Below are 17,265 nucleotides of genomic sequence, written 5' to 3'. Positions count from 1 at the left end.
AGCTTCTTCGCCCCCTGCGCCTTGCGCACCTTGCGGATCTCGAAGTCCATCGCATCCCCTGAAGTGGGGTGTTGCAACGAACCCTAGAACCCAAGTCTCGGTGCGGGGCCTTCCGCGTGGAACGGGCCTCTACAGCGGGATGTTGCCGTGGGCGCCCCTGGCCGGGGTGGCCTGGGCGAGCACCTTGGCGATGGCGCCGCGCGTCTCGGCAGGCTTGATCACCTCGTCGATGACGCCCAGCTCCTGGGCGCGGGCCAGGCCGCCGGCGAGCTTCTCGTGCTCCTCGGCGAGCCGCTGCTCCAGCGCCGCACGCTCCTCCTCGGGCGCGGCGGCGAGCTCGCGCCGCTTGAGCACGCGCACCGCCGCCACGGCTCCCATGACCGCCACCTGGGTGGTCGGCCAGGCGAACACCTTGGTGGCGCCCAGCGCCCGCGAGTTCATCGCGATGTACGCCCCGCCGTACGCCTTGCGCGTGACCACGGTGACCCGGGGCACCGACGCCTCGGCGAAGGCGTGCAGCAGCTTGGCGCCACGCCGGACGACGCCGTCGTGCTCCTGGCCGACGCCCGGCAGGTAGCCGGGCACGTCCACGAGGACAACCAATGGCACTCCGAAGGCGTCACACATACGTACGAAGCGAGCGGCTTTCTCGGCGGACGTGGCGTCGAGGCAGCCGCCCAGCCGCAGCGGGTTGTTGGCGACGACGCCGACCGTCCGGCCGCCGAGACGGCCCAGCGACGTGACGACGTTGGGCGCCCATTTGGCGTGCAGTTCGACGCCGGCCTCGTCGAGCAGGCCGTTGACCAGCGGCTTGACGTCGTAGGCCCGGCGCGCGGACTCGGGCAGCAGCGAGGAGAAGTCGACCTCCTCGACCGCGCCCGGCCGCACCCTGCCCTGGTGGCCGAGCAGCGTGGCGAGCCGGCGCGCCTGGAGGTAGGCATCGGCCTCGGTCTTCGTGACGACGTGCACGACGCCGCTGCGCCTGCTGTGCGGCTCGGGGCCGCCCAGCGCCTCGCTGTCGACGTTCTCGCCGGTGACGCTGCGCACGACGTCGGGGCCGGTCACGAAGATGCGGCCGGTGTCGGCCAGGATCACCAGGTCGGTGAGCGCGGGGCCGTAGGCGGCGCCGCCGGCCGCCGGGCCGACGACCACCGAGATCTGCGGCACGACGCCCGACGCCTTGGTCATGGCCGCGAACACCCGGCCGACGGCGTGCAGCGACTCGACGCCCTCGGCGAGCCGGGCGCCGCCGGAGTGCCAGACGCCGATGACCGGCACCCGCTCGCGCACGGCCACGTCGTAGGCGTGCACGATGTGCTCGCAGCCCTCGCTGCCCATCGCGCCGCCCTGGAAGCGCGCGTCGCTGCAGAAGGCGGCGACGGGCACGCCCTCGATCCTGCCCATGGCGGCCAGGACGCCGCTGTTGTCCTGCGGGGTGATGAGCCGCAGCGAGCCCTCGTCGAGCAGCGCTGCCAGGCGGACGACTGGATCGCGGGGGTCGGCGGGCTCCTGGCCGGAGCCCTCGCCCACCACCCGGCTGTCCAGTACGGTCATCAAGCCCCCTTGAAGACGACGGTCACGTTGTGCCCGCCGAACCCGAAGGAGTTGTTGACGGCGGCGATGTCGCCCTGCGGCAGCGAGCGGTTCGCGCCGTGGACGATGTCGACCTCGATGCCGTCGTCGAGGTTGTCGAGGTTGATGGTGGCCGGGACGATCCGCTCCTGCAGCGCCTTGATCGTGAAGACGGACTCGATGCCGCCGGCGCCGCCGAGCAGGTGACCGGTCATGGACTTGGTCGAGGTGACCAGCGGGTGGGTGCCGATGGCCTTGGCCACGGCCTGCACCTCGCCGACGTCGCCCGCCGGGGTGGAGGTGGCGTGCGCGTTGACGTGCTTGACGTCGAGGCCGGTGATCTCGGCGTCGGTCAGCGCCTGCGTCATCGCCATGATGATGCCGCGGCCCTCGGGCTCGGGCTGGGTGATGTGGTGGGCGTCGGCCGAGTAGCCGACGCCGGCGGCGTAGGCGTAGATGCGCGCGCCGCGCGCCTTGGCGTGCTCCTCGGACTCCAGCACCACGATGCCGGCGCCCTCGCCGAGCACGAACCCGTCACGGTCGCGGTCCCACGGCCGGGAGGCGCCCTGCGGGTCGTCGTTGCGGGTGGACATCGCCCGCGCGGCGGCGAAGGCGGCGATGTTGAGGCCGTGGATGGCGGCCTCGGTGCCGCCGGCGACCACCACGTCGGCGCGGCCGAGCCGGATCATGTCCATGGCGTAGCCGATCGCCTCGGCGCCGGAGGCGCAGGCGGAGACGGTGGCGTGCACGCCCGCCTGGGCGCCCAGGTCGATGCCGATCCAGGCGGCCGGGCCGTTGGGCATGAGCATCGGCACGGTGAAGGGCGACAGCCGGTTCCAGCCGCGCTCCTTCCACGTGTCGTAGGCGCTCAGGGTGGTGCTGATGCCGCCGATGCCGCTGGAGACCACGACGCCCAGCCGCTCGGGGGCCACCGTGGGGGCGCCGGCGTCCTGCCAGGCCTCCCTGGCGGCGACCAGGGCGAACTGCTCGCTGCGGTCGAGACGGCGGGACTCGGGGCGGGGCAGCACCTCGGTGGGGTCGACCGCCGCCGTCCCCGCGAACCGCACGGGGACGGAGTCGATCCACTCCGTGGTGAGGGTCTCCACACCCGACTGACCGGCGAGGAGCGCCGTCCAGGTCGAGGTGACGTCTCCACCGACGGGCGTCGTCGCGCCGAGCCCGGTGACGACGACACGTACCCGGTTCGCACTCACGTTTTCGCGCTCCTTACTGGTCAGAACTGCTGGGTGTCAGGCCTGGATGAAGTTGAGGACGTCCTTGACCGTCTTCAGGTTCTTCAGCTGGTCGTCGGGGATCTCGACGCCGAACTCGTCCTGAGCGGCCACGGCGATCTCGACCATGGACAGGGAGTCGATGTCGAGGTCGTCGACGAAGCTCTTCTCGGGGGTCACCTCGCCGGCCGGAATGCCGGTGATCTCGTTGATGATCTTGCCGAGGCCCGCGAGGATCTCCTGCTCGGTGGCAGCCATGTCGCTACTTCTCCTTCATTTTCTGGTTTCTGTACGGCGTCCGCCGTACGAGCTGAGGCACGGCGGGAGCCGTACCGGATCCTACGGAATCTCGATCACTTGGCCCGCATAGGTCAGACCGGCGCCGAAGCCGAGGATGAGCGCGAGGTCGCCTGAGCGGACCTCGCCGCGCTCCAGCATGCGCGAGAGCGCGAGCGGGATGGAGGCCGCCGACGTGTTGCCCGCGGTGACGATGTCGCGGCCGATGACGGCCTTGTCGGCACCGAGCTTGCGCGCGATGGCCTCGATGATGCGCAGGTTGGCCTGGTGGGGGACGAACGCCGCCAGCTCCGAGGGTTCGACCCCGGCGCGGGCGCACGCCTCCAGGGCCACCGGGTGCAGCGCGGTGGCCCAGCGGAAGACCGTCTGGCCCTCCTGGGAGAGGAACTTCGTGCGGTCGGCGATGGAGATGGCCTCGGACTTGTCGCCGGCGCTGCCCCAGACGACTGGGCCGATGCCGGGCGTGTCGGTCGGGCCGACCACCGCGGCGCCGGCGCCGTCGGCGAAGATCACGGCCGTGGACCGGTCGGTCCAGTCGACCCACTGCGACAGCTTCTCCGAGCCGATGACCAGCACGTTCCTGGCCGCGCCGCCGCGGACGGCGGCGCTGGCGGTGGCCAGCGCGTAGCAGAAGCCCGCGCAGGCGGCGTTGACGTCGAAGGCGCCCGGGGACTGGATGCCCAGCCGGTGGGCCACGACGGCCGCGGCGTTGGGGATCTGGGTCTCCAGCGTGCAGGTGGCCACGATCACCAGGTCGATCTCGTCGGGGGTCAGGCCGCTGGCGGCCAGCGCCTTGCCGCCGGCCTGGACCGCCATGTCCTCGACGGACTCGGCGGCCGAGGCGACCCGGCGCTCCTTGATCCCGACGCGGGACTGGATCCACTCGTCGTTGGTGTCCATGGTCTTGGCCAGGTCGTCGTTGGTGACGACGTTGTCCGGCTGGTAATGGCCGAGGGCCAGAATCCGGGCGCCGGGGGCGATGTCGGGGATCCTCACTTGATCAGCTCCCTGGCCGCGTCGAGGTCGTCGGGTGTCTTCAGCGCCACGGTCTCGACGCCGCGCAGGCCGCGCTTGGCGAGCCCCGTCAGCGTGCCGCCGGGCAGCAGCTCGATCATCTTGGTGACGCCCAGCTCGGCCATCGTCGCCATGCACAGGTCCCAGCGGACCGGGCTGCTGATCTGCGAGATGAGCCGCTGGACGAACTCGGCGCCGGTGGCGGCGGGCCGGCCGTCGGCGTTGGACAGCAGCGTGACCTGCGGGTCACCGGGCACGACGTTCCAGGCCGCCTCGCGCAGGGCGTCGACGGCGGGGGCCATGTGACCGGTGTGGAACGCGCCGGCCACCTTGAGCGGGATGAGCCTGGCACGGGCGGGCGCGTCGTCCTTGAAGGCGGCGAGCTGCTCCAGCGTGCCGCCCGCCACGATCTGGCCCGCGCCGTTGATGTTGGCCGGGGTCAGCCCGTGGCGCTCGATCGCGGCCAGCACGTCGGCCTCCACGCCGCCGAGCACGGCGGTCATGCCGGTCTCGGTGACGGCGGCGGCCTTGGCCATCGCCTGGGCGCGCTCGCGGACCAGGCCCAGGGCCTGCTCGGCGGTGAGCACCCCGGCCAGCGCGGCCGCGGCGAACTCGCCCACGCTGTGGCCGGCCAGCACGTCGGGGGAGGCCCCCAGCGCCTCGGCGGCGGCCAGCGCGGCGGCCACCAGCAGCGGCTGGGCCACGGCGGTGTCGCGGATCTCGTCGGCGTCGGCGGTGGTGCCGTAGGCGACCAGGTCGATCCCGGCGACCTCCGACCAGGCGCCGAGTCTGTCGGCCAGACCGGGCAACTCTAGCCAGGGGGTCAGGAAGCCTGGGGTTTGGGCGCCTTGGCCCGGAGCGACGAGTACAAGCACAAAAACCACCATGCCCTGTAGAACTTCGACACGCGGATGGAGATCCGTACGAACTTTGTCCCGGGTGTTTTGTAGGAACCCTACAGTGAAGATTTCGGGAATGTTACGTTAGGGCCCGCCATGCCGCGGCGCCTTCGGAAAGCCGGCCCAGGATGAGACCGACCTGCAGCGTGAAGGCCGACCTGCCCTCGGTGGGCTGGTAGCCCGTGAGCTCGGTGATCTTCTTCAGACGGTAGCGGACCGTGTTCGGGTGCACGAACAGCAGCCGTGCCGTCGCCTCCAGGGAGGTGCCCTGTTCGAGGTAGGTGGCCAGCGTATCGAGCAGGGGAGTGCCGGCCAACGGCAGGTAGACGTTCTCGATGAGCTGCTCCCTGGCGTCGGCGTCGCCGTCGAGGGCGCGTTCGGCCAGCAGGTCCTCGGCGTGCACCGGCCTGGGGGCGTCCGGCCAGCCCGCGGACGCCTTCAGCCCGGCCAGCGCGGCCCGCGCCGACCGCGCGGCGGCGTGCAGGTCGGGCACCTCGGGACCGATGACGATCGGGCCCACGCCGAAGCGCGCCACGACCTGCCGGGCCGCGTCGTGGACGCTGTCGGCGCCGCCCACGATCACGATCAGCCGGTCGGCCTGCACGCCGGCCAGCAGGTCCATGCCGATGCGGCGGCCCTTGTCGCGCAGGGCGTCGATGACCGCGCGCGGGTCGTCGTCGGGGGCGTGCCCGGCGATCACGACGACGGGGGAGGAGGTCCAGCCGAGTGCGGCGGCCCAGGAGTGGAGGCCGTCGTCGACCTCGCCGCGCACCAGCGCGTCGACGATCAGCGCCTCCAGCCTGGCGTCCCAGGAGCCGCGGGCCTCGGCCTCGCGGGCGTAGACGTGCGCGGCGGCGAAGGCGACGTCGCGGGTGTAGCGGAGCATGGCCTGCTGGAGCTGGTCCTCGCCGCCCGGCGCGGCCAGCTCGTCGGTCTGGGCCTCGACCACCTCGACCACGACCCGGACGATGTCGACCGTCTGCTGGAGCGAGATCGAGCGCTTGAGCTCGCGCGGGGCCGTGCCGAAGAACTCGATGCTGGGCGTGGGCCGGTTCTCGCCGGCGTGCTGGAACCACTCCACGAACGCGGCGATGCCGGCCTGGGCCACCAGGCCCACCCACGAGCGGTCCTCGGCGCTGAGCGCCCGGAACCAGGGGAGCTGGTCGTCCATGCGGGCCATCGCCGCCGTGCCGAGCGCGCCCATGGCGCGCTCGAGCCTTCGCGTGGTGTCCTCCCGGGTCCGGTCTGTCACGCCTCCTAGAGTGCCAGGTCGGTTCCGATGACCGGAACGGTGGTGTTTCAGATGACCGCAACCGCCGTGATCAGGCCGATCGCCACGTGGGTGACCGCCAGCAGGCGCGCGCCGGGCTGCAGCTCCGGCTCCTTCACCAGCTCGCGTACGGAGATCCCGACGACCTTGTCGAACACCAGCATCGCCACCGTCTGCACCACGATGCCGACCAGGCCGAACACGGCCGTGCCCGCGAGCCCTTCGGCCAGCCGGCCGCCGGAGGACCAGATGGACGCGGCCACGATGAGCCCGATCGCCGCCAGCGCGGACGTGGTGAGCAGCGTGGCGTTGGCGTTGCGCTGGGTGCGGATGATCTCGCTCAGCTTGCCGGGCGTGGCCCAGTCGATCACGTAGAAGCCGACGATCAGCAGGATCACGCCGACGGCGGCGTACGCGGCGATCGCGCCGGCGCCGCGGGCCAGGACTTCGAGAAGGGTCACGTCATTTCCAATCACGGGGGTGCTTCAGTTCGCGATGCGATGGGGGACGAAGGAGGAGGTGTCGTCGGTGATCAGGCCGGTGGTCTCCCTGATGCCGAGCCCGGCGGCCTCGTCGGCGACCACCCAGGCGCCGAGCACCGGCCGCTGGCCCTCGAACGCGGGCAGGGCCTCGAACCCCTGGAAGACGTACCCTTCCCGGCCGTAACGGCCGGGGGTCTCCTGGGTGCCCTCGGGGGTGACGATGCGCATCGAGGCGCCCTCCCTGCCCAGCAGCGGCTTGGCGATGTAGGAGGTCAGCTCGTGCGGCCCGTCGAGGTAGGCGGGCAGCAGGTTGGGATGGCCCGGGTAGAGCTCCCACAACACGGCCAGCAGCGCCTTGTTCGACAGCAGCGTCTTCCACAGCGGCTCGATCCAGGTGGAGTGGCGCACCGCGTGCCGGCCGAAGTCGTCGGCGAGCATCCACTCCCAGGGGTAGAGCTTGAACGCCGAGCGGATCATCTCGTCCCCGGCGTCGACGAAACGGCGGTTGAGCTCGTCCCAGCCGATGTCCTCCATGGCGACGGCGACCGTCCGGCGGCCCGCCTGCTCGGCGGTCTCCTGCAGGTAGGCGACCGTCATGGCCTCCTCGCCCGTCTCGTCGGCGTTGGTGAAGGCGAAGTGCGTGGGGCCGGGCGGCAGCGGCAGCTCGCGCCAGCGCTCGATGAGCCGCTCGTGCAGGGAGTTCCACTGGTCGTCGCCGGGGTGGGCGTCCTGCAGCCAGAACCACTGGATCACCGACGACTCCACCAGCGACGTCGGCGTGTCGGCGTTGTACTCCAGCAGCCGGGCCGGGCCGGTGCCGTCGTAGCGCAGGTCGAAGCGGCCGTACAGGTGGGGGTCGCGGCGCTCCCAGGAGCGGGCCACGGCGTCCCTGGCCCACTCGGGGACGGCGAAGTCGGCGTAACGGCCGGTCGAGACGACGTGCTCGACGGCCCGCAGGCACATGCCGTGCAGCTCCTCGACCTGCTCCTCCAGCGACTCCACCTCCTCCAGGGACAGGACGTAATGGACTGACTCGTCCCAGTAGGGCCTGCTCAGGCCCTCGGGGTGGGCCGCCCGGTGGTAGGCCAGGCCCTGGCTCTCGATCGTCTTCTCCCAGCCGGGACGGGCGATGCCATGCTCGCGGCGCACGTCAGCTCCCGCCGCCCCAGCTGTTGCCGAAGCCGCCGCGCTGGATCGACTTGCCGTTGCGGCTGGAGATGTTCACGTCGGACGGCCGGTACGTGGTGCCGCCCTGCATGCGGTTGCCGACCCGGTGGCCGCCGTAGTACCACATGTACGCGCCGCGCGAACCGGCGTAGTAGTGGGCCCCGCCGCCGCCGCTGCCGCCGTCGTCGTCGCAGTAGTCGTCGTCGACGACCTCGTACGTGCCGTCCTCCAGCTGCACCACGCAGTCGGCGGTGACGTCGTCGTCGTCCTGGGTCGCCGCGCAGTAGCCCACCAGCATCACCGACAGGACCCCGAGAATGGTCAGTGGGACGGCCTTGGACGATTTGCGCGGGGGCGGGGGAGCCGGCTTGCGCGGCGGGTGTGCCATGTACTTCCTGCTTTCCTGGGCGAATCAGCCTATCGGTGCGCTTCGCCCATGTTCAATGCCGGTGGTCGTCCGCTCGGGTATGAATGACTCATGGAACCGGTCCAGGCCCTGCGCGAGATCGCCTTCCTGCTCGAACGCACAGGTGAGCCCACCTATCGGGTCCGCGCGTTCCGCCGCGCGGCCGCGGTCGTGGACGACCTGCCGGAAGGGGAGCTCGCGCGGCTGGCCGGAGCCGGCGGGCTGGGCGACCTCCCCGGCATCGGCAAGGTCACCGCCCTTGTGATCAACGAGGCGCTCGACGGTCAGGTTCCGACGTATTTGCGTAGGTTGCGGGCCACCGAGGGCGTCGAGCTCGACGCCGAGACCGCGGCCCTGCGCGCGGCGCTGAAGGGCGACCTGCACAGCCACTCCGACTGGTCCGACGGCGGCTCGCCGATCGAGGAGATGGCCGAGGCCGCCCGGGGGCTCGGGCACGAGTACTGGGCGCTGACCGACCACTCGCCGCGCCTGACCGTGGCCAAGGGGCTGTCGGCCGAGCGGCTGGAGCGGCAGCTCGACGTGGTGGCCGGGCTCAACGAGCGGCTGGCGCCCTTCCGGATCCTGACCGGCATCGAGGTCGACGTCCACCTCGACGGCTCCCTCGACCAGGACCCGGCGCTGCTCGAACGGCTCGACGTGGTCGTGGCCAGCGTCCACTCCAAGCTGCGCATGGACCGCGAGGAGATGACCCGCCGCATGGTCACCGCCGTCGCCAACCCCCTGGTCGACGTCCTCGGCCACTGCACCGGGCGGGTCGTGCGGGCGGGCGGCGAGCGCGGGGTCAAGAGGCCGGAGTCGGAGTTCGACGCCGAGCTGGTCTTCGAGGCGTGCCGGCGGTTCGGGGTCGCCGTGGAGATCAACTCCAGGCCCGACCGGCTCGACCCGCCCAAGCGGCTCATGCGGCTGGCCTACGAGACGGGGTGCCTGTTCTCGATCGACTCCGACGCGCACGCGCCTGGGCAGCTCGACTGGCAGCGCTTCGGCTGCGAGCGGGCGGCCCGGTGCGGGATCGAGGCCGGACGGATCGTCAACACCTGGCCCCTGGACCGGCTGCTGGAGTGGACGGCGGAGTGAGCCTTGGGTGGCGGCGGAGTCAGGTCGTTGTCGCGGGGGCCGCGCGGGGCCGGTGATTGTCGGTGGCGGCGCGTAGCGTTCCGGCTGTGAACCGTACCGACCGGCTCTATGCGCTCGTCGAGGACCTGCGCGCCATCGCGCCACGCTGCCGCTCCGCCCGCGAGCTCGCCGAGAGGTTCGAGGTCAGCGTGCGCACCATCGAGCGCGACATCACCGCGTTGCAGGGGTCCGGGGTGCCGATCTACGCCGAGCCCGGTCGCAGGGGCGGCTACGCCCTCGACAAGAAGATGTCGCTGCCTCCGCTCAACTTCACCCCGGCCGAGGCGGTGGCCATCGCCGTGGCCCTCAGCCAGGCCGGCGACCAGCCGTTCGGCCGCCAGGCCCGCAGCGCGTTACGCAAGGTGGTCTCGGCCATGCCGGGGCCCGAGGGCGAGCTGGCCAGGGAGCTGGCGCGGCGGGTGCAGCTCGTCAGCGAGCCGCCCGAGCCGGGCACTCCGCGCCGGCCGCTCGGCGCCGAGGGCATCTCCAGGGCCATCGAGGAGGCGCTGCTGCGGCGGCGCGTGCTCAGGCTCGACTACGCCGACGCCAAGGGCGCGCTCACCTCGCGCGACGTCGAGCCGGGGGTGTTCCTGGGCGGGCGCGGCGGTTTCTGGTACCTCGTGGCGTGGTGCCGGTTGCGGGAGGATGTCCGCGTCTTCCGGCTCGACCGCATCGCCGCGGCCGTCGTCACCGTCGAGCGCTGCCCCGAGCGGCCGCTCGAAGGGTTCGCCCCCGACGTGCCGGAGATGGTGGTACGCGGAACCATGCTCGATTAATCATGCGAAAACACCGACATAGGGTTGTCGCCATAGCGATACATCGTTGTCTTGTTCGAAAGACGAGGAGACGATGATGGACAACACGGTGACCTGGTTCGAGATCGCGACCGACGACCCCGAAGGCGCCGAACGTTTCTACGGCGAGCTGTTCGGCTGGTCGTTCACCCGCGACGACGACGGCCCGCTCGACTACCGCATGATCGGCTACCCGGGTGGCGAGCGGCCCGGCGGCGGCCTGTTCAACACCAAGGGCGACTTCCCCGCCCACGCGGTCTTCCACGTGCAGGTCGCCGACGTCGAGGCAGCGTGCGCCAAGAGCGAGTCGCTCGGCGGCAAGGTCGAGATGAAGGTGATCGACGACGGCGCCGGCACCGACTTCGCCTATCTGCGCGACGCCTCGGGGAGCCTGTTCGGAGTCTTCCACCGCAGGTGAGCCCTCCGGCGGCGGACTGCCGCCGGAGCTCGCGGGACCTCGCCGCGATCGCGCCCCCGGGGAAGCACCTTCCCCGCCGAACCGGGGCCGCGCGACGCGGGCCGTCCCGCCTGGAGCGGTTCACCCGCCCTGGACACGCCGCCGATCGCCGAGCGGCGGCGCGTCCAGGGCCCCTTCCCCCCGTCAGGGGGCCCGGTTCAGAAGGCGGCGGCCGCCAGCCAGCGGGTCAGCAGGTCGTGGTCGCCGAAGACGGCCGGCGACCGCGGGGGCCGCCGACCGTAGAGCACCAGGAGCAGCTCGCTCGCCGGGCCGCGTACGGCGGCGTCGCCCTTGGTGTGGCCGCGTTCGCAGCTGACCGCCCCGTCGGCGCCCTGCGTGATGGTCCACTCGCCGTCGAGGTCGGTCGCGTGGAGGTGGATCGTGGCCCCCTCCGCGCCGAGCCCGGCCAGCGACCTGGTCACCCAGGTCGCGTACGGCAGGTTGTGCAGGAACTCCTCGATGCCGTCCACGGCGGTCGCCGCCGGGATCTCCGGGTCGAGGCCGAGTGCGAGCTCGGCGTCTACCCGGTGGATCACCAGCTCGAAGAGCATCCTGGGCGCCCACCATCCGGCTCGCAGGTCGGGGCCCCACGTCCACACCGCGAGGTCCGGGTCGGTGGTGCGCAGCACGTCCAGGAGGGCGGCGGCGCCCTCCGTGAGCCAGGCGGCGTCGCCGTGCGCGCCCTCGGGCAGGCCGCTGGGCACGTCGCGCGACCAGACGCGCTGCTGGACCCGGTGGCGCAGCACGTGCGCCGCCCAGCGATGGGTCCGGCCGACATGCGTGACGAGGTCGCCGATCGTCCATCCCGGGCACGTCGGCACCGGGACGGACAGATCGGTCGCCAGCGCCGCCAGCCGCGCGGCTTCGCCCTCGATCCGGGCGATGAAGGTGTCGTTGTCGGTCACCCGTCACACACTAGGCCGCCGGGCAGGTCGCGCCCTTGGCGGGCAGCTTGCCCTCCACCAGGTACGCGTCCACCAGCCCCTGCACGCACTTGCTGCCCGACAGGTACGCCCCGTGCCCCTCGCCCTCGTACGTCACCAGCCGCGCGGTCCTGAGCTGGGCCGTCAGCCGCGGCGCCCACTGGTACGGCGTGGCGGGGTCGCCCTTGCCGCCCACGACCAGGATCGGCGCCGACCCGGTGGCGTTGACGTGCCGCGCCTCGTTGCTGCCCTTGGCCGGCCACACCCGGCACAACCCGCCCGAGCCCTCGCTGCCGAACAGCGGCGAGATCCGCAGCGCCGCCGCCTCGGTGCGCCGCAGCTCGGCCTCGCTGGGCCGTTCGGCGGTGTCCACGCAGGTGATGGCCGGGAAGCTGGTCATCTGCGTGGAGTAGGTGCCGTCCTCCGAGCGTCCGGTGTAGGAGTCGGCCAGGTACATCAGCGCCTCGCCGTGGCCCTTCAGCGCCTCGCCGAGCGCCTTCTCCAGGAACGGCCAGGTCAGCTCGGAGTACAGGGCGGCGGCCACGCCGGTGGAGGCCAGGCCCTGGGTGAGCTGCCGGCCGTCCACCTTCAGCGGCTTGGCGGCGAGCTGGTTCATCAGGTTCTCGACGTTGGCGTTGGCGGCGGTCACGTCCTTGCCGACCTCGCAGCCGCCCTTGACACAGCTGCGCAGGAAGCTCTCGTACGCCTGCTGGAAGCCGCGGGTCTGGGTGAGCGTGCGCTGCTCGAAGGTGACCGTCGGGTCGAGCGGCGCGTCGAGCAGCATGCGGCCCACGTTCTTGGGGAACTGGGTGGCGTAGACGGCGCCGAGCTGGGTGCCGTACGACATGCCGACGTAGTTGAGCTTGGGGTCGCCGACGGCGGCGCGGATGCGGTCCATGTCACGGGCGGCGTTGACGGTGCCGACGTAGGGCAGGACCTTGCCGGAGTGCTGCTGGCAGAGCTGGGCGAACTCCTTGTTGGCGTCCAGGCTCTCCTGGCGGGTCTGCGCGTTGGTGGGCAGCGTGTTCAGCGAGACGAACCGGTCCATCTGCGCGCTGTCGCCGCAGCGTACGCCCGCGCTGCGCTCGACGCCGCGCGGGTCGAAGCTGACCAGGTCGTAGTGGGCGCGCAGGGAGGTGAGCGCCTTGGCGGCCTGGTCGAGGGTGTCCACGCCGGAGGCGCCCGGCCCGCCGAAGTTGAACACCATCGAGCCGAGCCGCTTCTTCGGATCGGTGGCTGACAGCTTGATGAGCGCCAGCTCCAGCTTGTCGCCGTCGGGGCGGGAGTAGTCGAGGGGCACCGCCAGCTTCCCGCAGCGCACCGAGGCGTCCTGCTGTGCCGGTGGCTCGCCGTCCGGGCGCTTGATGTCGGTGCACGGCCCCCACGCGATCGTGTCGGTGTCGGCGGCGGGCCCGTCGGTGGCGGGCTCTGCGGGTGCACTCGCGCAGCCCGCGGCCGTTACGAGCAGGGCGGCGGCTAGGACGCGTCGCATACGAACATTCCCCTTCGTGTCTTCGGGGGAAGCAGTGCCCACGATACGGGACCTCGCGGCGAACCTGGGTGAGGCGGCACGTACCCCTCCTGGACGTGCCGCCTCATCCGTCAAACGGAGCGGAGGCCCGGACATGACGGCGCTCCCGCGAGAAACAGTTCGCGGGAGCGCGCCTTCCGGATGACTCAGACGCCCATCGACTGGGTGTCGTTGCTCTCCGCGCCGCCGGCTTCGGTGACGCCGTTCTTCAGGTGGTAGCGGGCGATGGCCTCGCGCAGCACCTCGCCGTCGAGCTCGCCCCGCTTGACCAGCCGGGTGAGCACGGCCAGCGTGATCGAGGCGGCGTCCACGTGGAAGTGGCGACGCAGCGCCGAGCGGGTGTCGGACAGGCCGAACCCGTCGGTGCCCAGCGAGGACCAGTCACCCGGCACCCACTGCGCGATCTGGTCCTGGACCGCCTTCATGTAGTCGCTGACGCCCACGAACGGGCCGCTGGCCTGCGAGAGCGCCTGCGTCACGTACGGGACGCGCTGCTCGGCGTCGGGGTTGAGCAGGTTGTGCTCCTCGCACGCCAGCGCGTCGCGCCGCAGCTCGGACCATGACGTCGCCGACCACACGTCGGCGGACACGCCCCACTCCTCGGCCAGCAGGCGCTGGGCCTCCATGGCCCACGGACCGGCCACGCCGGAGGCCAGGATGTTGGCCTTCGGCCCCTGCGTCTGCGGGCCCTCGGCGAACTTGTACAGGCCCTTGAGCAGGCCCTCGACGTCGAGGTTGGCCGGCTGCGCGGGCTGCAGGTAGGGCTCGTTGTAGACGGTCAGGTAGTAGAAGACGTCTTCCGGCTGCTCGCCGTACATGCGGCGCAGGCCGTCCTTGACGATGTGGGCGACCTCGAAGGCCCAGGACGGGTCGTAGGAGACCGCGGCCGGGTTCGTCGAGGCGATGAGCGGCGTGTGACCGTCTTCGTGCTGCAGGCCCTCGCCGTTGAGCGTGGTGCGGCCGGCGGTGGCGCCGAGCAGGAAGCCGCGGCCCATCTGGTCGCCCATCTGCCACATCTGGTCGCCGGTGCGCTGCCACCCGAACATCGAGTAGAAGATGTAGACCGGGATCATGTGCTCGCCGTGCGTGGCGTAGGAGGTGCCGGCCGCGATGGTCGAGGCCATCGAGCCCGACTCGCTGATGCCCTCGTGCAGGATCTGCCCCTGCACGGCCTCCTTGTACGACAGCAGCAGTTCCCTGTCGACCGCCTCGTACGTCTGCCCGTGGGGCGAGTAGATCTTGGCTGTCGGGAACATGGCGTCGAGACCGAACGTGCGGGCCTCGTCGGGGATGATCGGCACGAACCGGTGGCCGATCTCCTTGTCGCGCATGAGGTCCTTCAGCAGGCGCACGAACGCCATGGTCGTGGCGACCTGCTGCTTGCCCGAGCCCTTGCCGAACTGGCTGTAGACGTCGTCGCCGGGCAGCTTGACCGGCTTGGCGCGCACGACCCGCTTGGGCAGCACACCGCCGAGCGCCGCGCGGCGCTCCTTCATGTACTGGATCTCGGGGTCGTTCTCGCCCGGGTGGAAGTACGGGGGCAGCTCGCCCTCCAGGGCCGAGTCTGGGATCGGCAGGTAGAGCCGGTCGCGGAACTCCTTCAGCTCGGCCTTGGTGAGCTTCTTCATCTGGTGGGTGGCGTTGCGCGCCTCGAAGTCCTTGCCCAGCGTCCAGCCCTTGATGGTCTGGGCGAGGATCACCGTCGGCTGGCCGACGTGCTCGCGGGCCGCCTTGAAGGCCGCGTAGACCTTGCGGTAGTCGTGGCCGCCGCGCGACAGCTTGCGGATGTCGTCGTCGGACAGGTGCTCGACCATCTTGCGCAGGCGCGGGTCGCCGCCGAAGAAGTGGTCGCGGATGTAGCCGCCGGTCTCCACCGAGTAGGTCTGGAACTGGCCGTCGGGCGTGGTGTTCATCTGGTTGACCAGCACGCCGTCGACGTCGGCCGCGAGCAGCGGGTCCCAGTCGCGGCCCCACACGACCTTGATCACGTTCCAGCCGGCGCCGCGGAAGTACGACTCCAGCTCCTGAATGATCTTGCCGTTGCCGCGTACCGGGCCGTCGAGCCGCTGCAGGTTGCAGTTGATGACGAACGTGAGGTTGTCCAGCTCCTCGCGGGCGGCCAGGCCGATCGCGCCGAGCGACTCGGGCTCGTCCATCTCGCCGTCGCCGAGGAAGGCCCACACGTGGCTGCGCGAGGTGTCCTTGAGCTGGCGGTTGAGCAGGTAGCGGTTGAACCGCGCCTGGTAGATCGCGCCGATCGGGCCGAGGCCCATGGAGACCGTCGGGAACTCCCAGAAGTCGGGCATGAGCCGCGGGTGCGGGTAGGAGGGCAGGCCGCGGAAGCCGTGCGACAGCTCCTGGCGGAACGCGTCGAGCTGGGCCTCGTTGAGCCGGCCCTCCAGGAAGGCGCGGGCGTAGATGCCCGGCGCGGCGTGGCCCTGGAAGAACACCTGGTCGCCCGACTCGCCGTGGTCCTTGCCACGGAAGAAGTGGTTGAAGCCCACCTCGTAGAGCGAGGCCGCCGAGGCGTAGGTGGCGATGTGGCCGCCCACGTTCGTACGGGCGTTGGCCCGCGACACCATGACCGCGGCGTTCCACCGGATGTAGGCGCGGATGCGCCGCTCGACGTGCTCGTCGCCCGGGAACCAGGGCTCGCGCTCCGGCGGGATCGTGTTGATGTAGTCGGTGCTGCGCAGGCCCGGCACGCCGACCTGGTGCTCGCGGGCCCGTTCCAGCATGCGGAGCATGAGGTAGCGGGCTCTGGTGCGGCCTTCGGTCTTGACGACATTGTCGAGAGACTCGAGCCACTCGTTGGTCTCACTGGGGTCGACATCAGGCAGCTGGCTGGGTAGGCCGTCGCTGATGATCGAGAATCGCTGGCGTCCGGAAGCCACTGGGTCTCGCCTTCCGAGAATGACTGAAGTCTGGTCTGGGTCGCCTTCCATCCTGGTCGCTAGTCGTAGAAAACGCATCTCTACTGACGGGTAACCAGAGCGTCCCTGCTGGCAGGGCCATGTTGGTGGCCTAGACCACCGATGGTAGGACGAATCGCCACCAAAGGTTACATCGGTGGAGCAATTTAACAAGACTAGAAAACGGACGAAATTTCCCCCCAATCCTAGGGGGCTGGCCCGGTGGGTCGGCCTCCGCCCTCAACCCTCCCCCGAACGGGGCGGTCCTCACCCGGACGGGGCGGCCGCGCCGCGCCGCGCGAGTCTAGCCACCGTCTTCGCGGCGGGGCCGGGCGGGGCGGCGCGTCCGCCGGGGAGGGGCGTGGCCCACACCTCTTCTCCTTGTTTCTGTACGCGCTCCGGAGCCGCCGCACCTTCACGGCGTGGACCCGAGGCGGGGCGTACCCGTGGCCGGTCGTACCCGAGGCCGGTCGTACCCGAGACGGGCCGCATTGACAGGCCGCACATCCGCGCCTGCCGCCGAGGTGTCCGCACAGCGGCCTCAGGGAACTCAGGGAGCCGGCGGGCCGTCGCGAAGCCGGGTCCCGCATCCTGTCGGCCCCCCGAAGTCCTGTGTCCGGATGCCTGGGCGTCTCTCTCCTTGTGTCTCTTGCCGGGCCGGCCCTCTGTCGTGCGTCCCCAGCGGCTGCCTCCGCCGGCGTCCGCAAGCGGCTCTCGGCCGGGCCGCTGCCGAAATGAGGCCATATCGGAACCATCAGGCGACAGAGCCGGACGCGACCCCGCCGTCCTGCCTCTGACCAGCCCTGACGCCGTAATGGTCAGGTGATCCGATGACCATGGCCCGGCCGCGGCGCACGAAACGCGGCGCCCGTGGCGCGTAACATTTCGGTCATCATTTTCGGCCCCTATGAAGACCGGGCAAAAAATCGCCGTCATCGGCCTCCGCCCTTTTCCTGGGCCGTCCGCCGTACCAATGTGGAAGGTATGAATGCGACGGCAGGAGACCGGCTCCTGATGCACGGCAACACCGTCGGCGAAAGGGAGCGAAGCGGCGTCATCACCGAGGTCCACGGCCCGGACGGCGGGCCTCCGTACATCGTGCGGTTCGACGACGGCCACACCGGGCTGGTCTTTCCCGGCCCTGATGCGGTCGTTGTGCCTCAGTAGGATTTCCC

The 17,265-nt window shown here is 71.2% G+C and carries 16 protein-coding genes; 4 read left to right on the top strand and 12 right to left on the bottom strand.

The window, feature by feature from the left end:
* Positions 1-129 precede the first annotated feature (129 nt).
* The 9 genes from AB0J71_RS17165 to AB0J71_RS17125 all read right to left on the bottom strand — a co-directional run bounded on the left by AB0J71_RS17165 (position 130) and on the right by AB0J71_RS17125 (position 8,321).
* Entirely contained in the window at positions 130-1,554 is a 1,425-nt protein-coding gene (locus AB0J71_RS17165; RefSeq protein WP_352323643.1) for a carboxyl transferase domain-containing protein, read from the bottom strand.
* Positions 1,554-2,786: a beta-ketoacyl-ACP synthase II gene (gene fabF, locus AB0J71_RS17160; protein ID WP_352323644.1), complete on the bottom strand. Its 1,233-nt coding sequence runs from the start codon at positions 2,784-2,786 to the stop codon at positions 1,554-1,556. Before fabF ends, AB0J71_RS17165 begins: the two co-directional genes overlap by 1 nt.
* A 36-nt stretch (positions 2,787-2,822) precedes the next feature.
* Complete coding sequence (locus tag AB0J71_RS17155; protein ID WP_125639869.1) at positions 2,823-3,062, bottom strand: acyl carrier protein; 240 nt, start codon at positions 3,060-3,062, stop codon at positions 2,823-2,825.
* 81 nt (positions 3,063-3,143) lie between these two features.
* Positions 3,144-4,097, bottom strand: a complete 954-nt coding sequence (locus AB0J71_RS17150) for a beta-ketoacyl-ACP synthase III (RefSeq protein ID WP_352323645.1) — start codon at positions 4,095-4,097, stop codon at positions 3,144-3,146.
* Positions 4,094-4,990 (bottom strand): ACP S-malonyltransferase, encoded by an 897-nt coding sequence (locus AB0J71_RS17145; protein WP_352323646.1) that lies wholly within the window; start codon positions 4,988-4,990, stop codon positions 4,094-4,096. Before AB0J71_RS17145 ends, AB0J71_RS17150 begins: the two co-directional genes overlap by 4 nt.
* A 103-nt stretch (positions 4,991-5,093) precedes the next feature.
* Positions 5,094-6,218: a helix-turn-helix domain-containing protein gene (locus AB0J71_RS17140; RefSeq protein ID WP_358004299.1), complete on the bottom strand. Its 1,125-nt coding sequence runs from the start codon at positions 6,216-6,218 to the stop codon at positions 5,094-5,096.
* A 95-nt stretch (positions 6,219-6,313) separates the two neighbouring features.
* Positions 6,314-6,745: a DUF350 domain-containing protein gene (locus tag AB0J71_RS17135; protein ID WP_352323647.1), complete on the bottom strand. Its 432-nt coding sequence runs from the start codon at positions 6,743-6,745 to the stop codon at positions 6,314-6,316.
* A 24-nt stretch (positions 6,746-6,769) separates the two neighbouring features.
* Positions 6,770-7,915: a glutathionylspermidine synthase family protein gene (locus tag AB0J71_RS17130; protein WP_364414867.1), complete on the bottom strand. Its 1,146-nt coding sequence runs from the start codon at positions 7,913-7,915 to the stop codon at positions 6,770-6,772.
* 1 nt (position 7,916) lies between these two features.
* Positions 7,917-8,321, bottom strand: coding sequence for a hypothetical protein (locus AB0J71_RS17125; protein WP_364414865.1), 405 nt, complete (start codon positions 8,319-8,321; stop codon positions 7,917-7,919).
* 90 nt (positions 8,322-8,411) lie between these two features.
* Between AB0J71_RS17125 and AB0J71_RS17120 the strand changes: the two genes are divergently transcribed.
* The 3 genes from AB0J71_RS17120 (at position 8,412) to AB0J71_RS17110 (ending at position 10,685) form a co-directional block, all read left to right on the top strand.
* Positions 8,412-9,434 (top strand): PHP domain-containing protein, encoded by a 1,023-nt coding sequence (locus AB0J71_RS17120; RefSeq protein WP_364414863.1) that lies wholly within the window; start codon positions 8,412-8,414, stop codon positions 9,432-9,434.
* An 86-nt stretch (positions 9,435-9,520) separates the two neighbouring features.
* On the top strand, positions 9,521-10,249 hold the full coding sequence (locus AB0J71_RS17115) for a YafY family protein (RefSeq protein WP_352323651.1): 729 nt from the start codon (positions 9,521-9,523) through the stop codon (positions 10,247-10,249).
* Between the two features lie 73 nt (positions 10,250-10,322).
* Positions 10,323-10,685, top strand: coding sequence for a VOC family protein (locus tag AB0J71_RS17110; protein WP_352323652.1), 363 nt, complete (start codon positions 10,323-10,325; stop codon positions 10,683-10,685).
* Positions 10,686-10,882: 197 nt separating this feature from the next.
* Here the strand turns inward: AB0J71_RS17110 and AB0J71_RS17105 are convergent, their stop codons facing one another.
* From AB0J71_RS17105 to aceE, 3 genes are all read right to left on the bottom strand, one after another.
* Positions 10,883-11,629 (bottom strand): maleylpyruvate isomerase family mycothiol-dependent enzyme, encoded by a 747-nt coding sequence (locus AB0J71_RS17105; RefSeq protein ID WP_364414861.1) that lies wholly within the window; start codon positions 11,627-11,629, stop codon positions 10,883-10,885.
* Between the two features lie 10 nt (positions 11,630-11,639).
* Positions 11,640-13,139, bottom strand: a complete 1,500-nt coding sequence (locus AB0J71_RS17100) for an alpha/beta hydrolase (protein WP_364414859.1) — start codon at positions 13,137-13,139, stop codon at positions 11,640-11,642.
* 185 nt (positions 13,140-13,324) lie between these two features.
* The gene (gene aceE, locus AB0J71_RS17095) at positions 13,325-16,123 is read right to left on the bottom strand and encodes a pyruvate dehydrogenase (acetyl-transferring), homodimeric type (RefSeq protein WP_352321046.1); all 2,799 of its coding nucleotides are present in this window, start codon (positions 16,121-16,123) and stop codon (positions 13,325-13,327) included.
* Positions 16,124-16,960: 837 nt separating this feature from the next.
* On the opposite strand from aceE, the gene AB0J71_RS17090 reads away from it, so the two are divergent.
* Complete coding sequence (locus AB0J71_RS17090) at positions 16,961-17,257, top strand: DUF1918 domain-containing protein (RefSeq protein WP_352321048.1); 297 nt, start codon at positions 16,961-16,963, stop codon at positions 17,255-17,257.
* Positions 17,258-17,265 lie beyond the last annotated feature (8 nt).

Origin of the sequence: Nonomuraea sp. NPDC049637 (genome assembly GCF_040675235.1) — a bacterium.
Classification (GTDB): Bacteria; Actinomycetota; Actinomycetes; order Streptosporangiales; family Streptosporangiaceae; genus Nonomuraea.
This window is presented reverse-complemented; position numbering and strand designations above follow the sequence as displayed.

Bases quoted from the DNA above. Each gene is read 5' to 3' on its own strand.
- aceE (WP_352321046.1), bottom strand. From the start codon at position 16,123: ATGGAAGGCGACCCAGACCAGACTTCAGTCATTCTCGGAAGGCGAGAC.
- AB0J71_RS17165 (WP_352323643.1), bottom strand. From the start codon at position 1,554: ATGACCGTACTGGACAGCCGGGTGGTGGGCGAGGGCTCCGGCCAGGAG.
- AB0J71_RS17155 (WP_125639869.1), bottom strand. From the start codon at position 3,062: ATGGCTGCCACCGAGCAGGAGATCCTCGCGGGCCTCGGCAAGATCATC.
- AB0J71_RS17125 (WP_364414865.1), bottom strand. From the start codon at position 8,321: ATGGCACACCCGCCGCGCAAGCCGGCTCCCCCGCCCCCGCGCAAATCG.
- AB0J71_RS17110 (WP_352323652.1), top strand. From the start codon at position 10,323: ATGATGGACAACACGGTGACCTGGTTCGAGATCGCGACCGACGACCCC.
- AB0J71_RS17100 (WP_364414859.1), bottom strand. From the start codon at position 13,139: ATGCGACGCGTCCTAGCCGCCGCCCTGCTCGTAACGGCCGCGGGCTGC.
- AB0J71_RS17120 (WP_364414863.1), top strand. From the start codon at position 8,412: ATGGAACCGGTCCAGGCCCTGCGCGAGATCGCCTTCCTGCTCGAACGC.
- AB0J71_RS17140 (WP_358004299.1), bottom strand. From the start codon at position 6,218: ATGGGCGCGCTCGGCACGGCGGCGATGGCCCGCATGGACGACCAGCTC.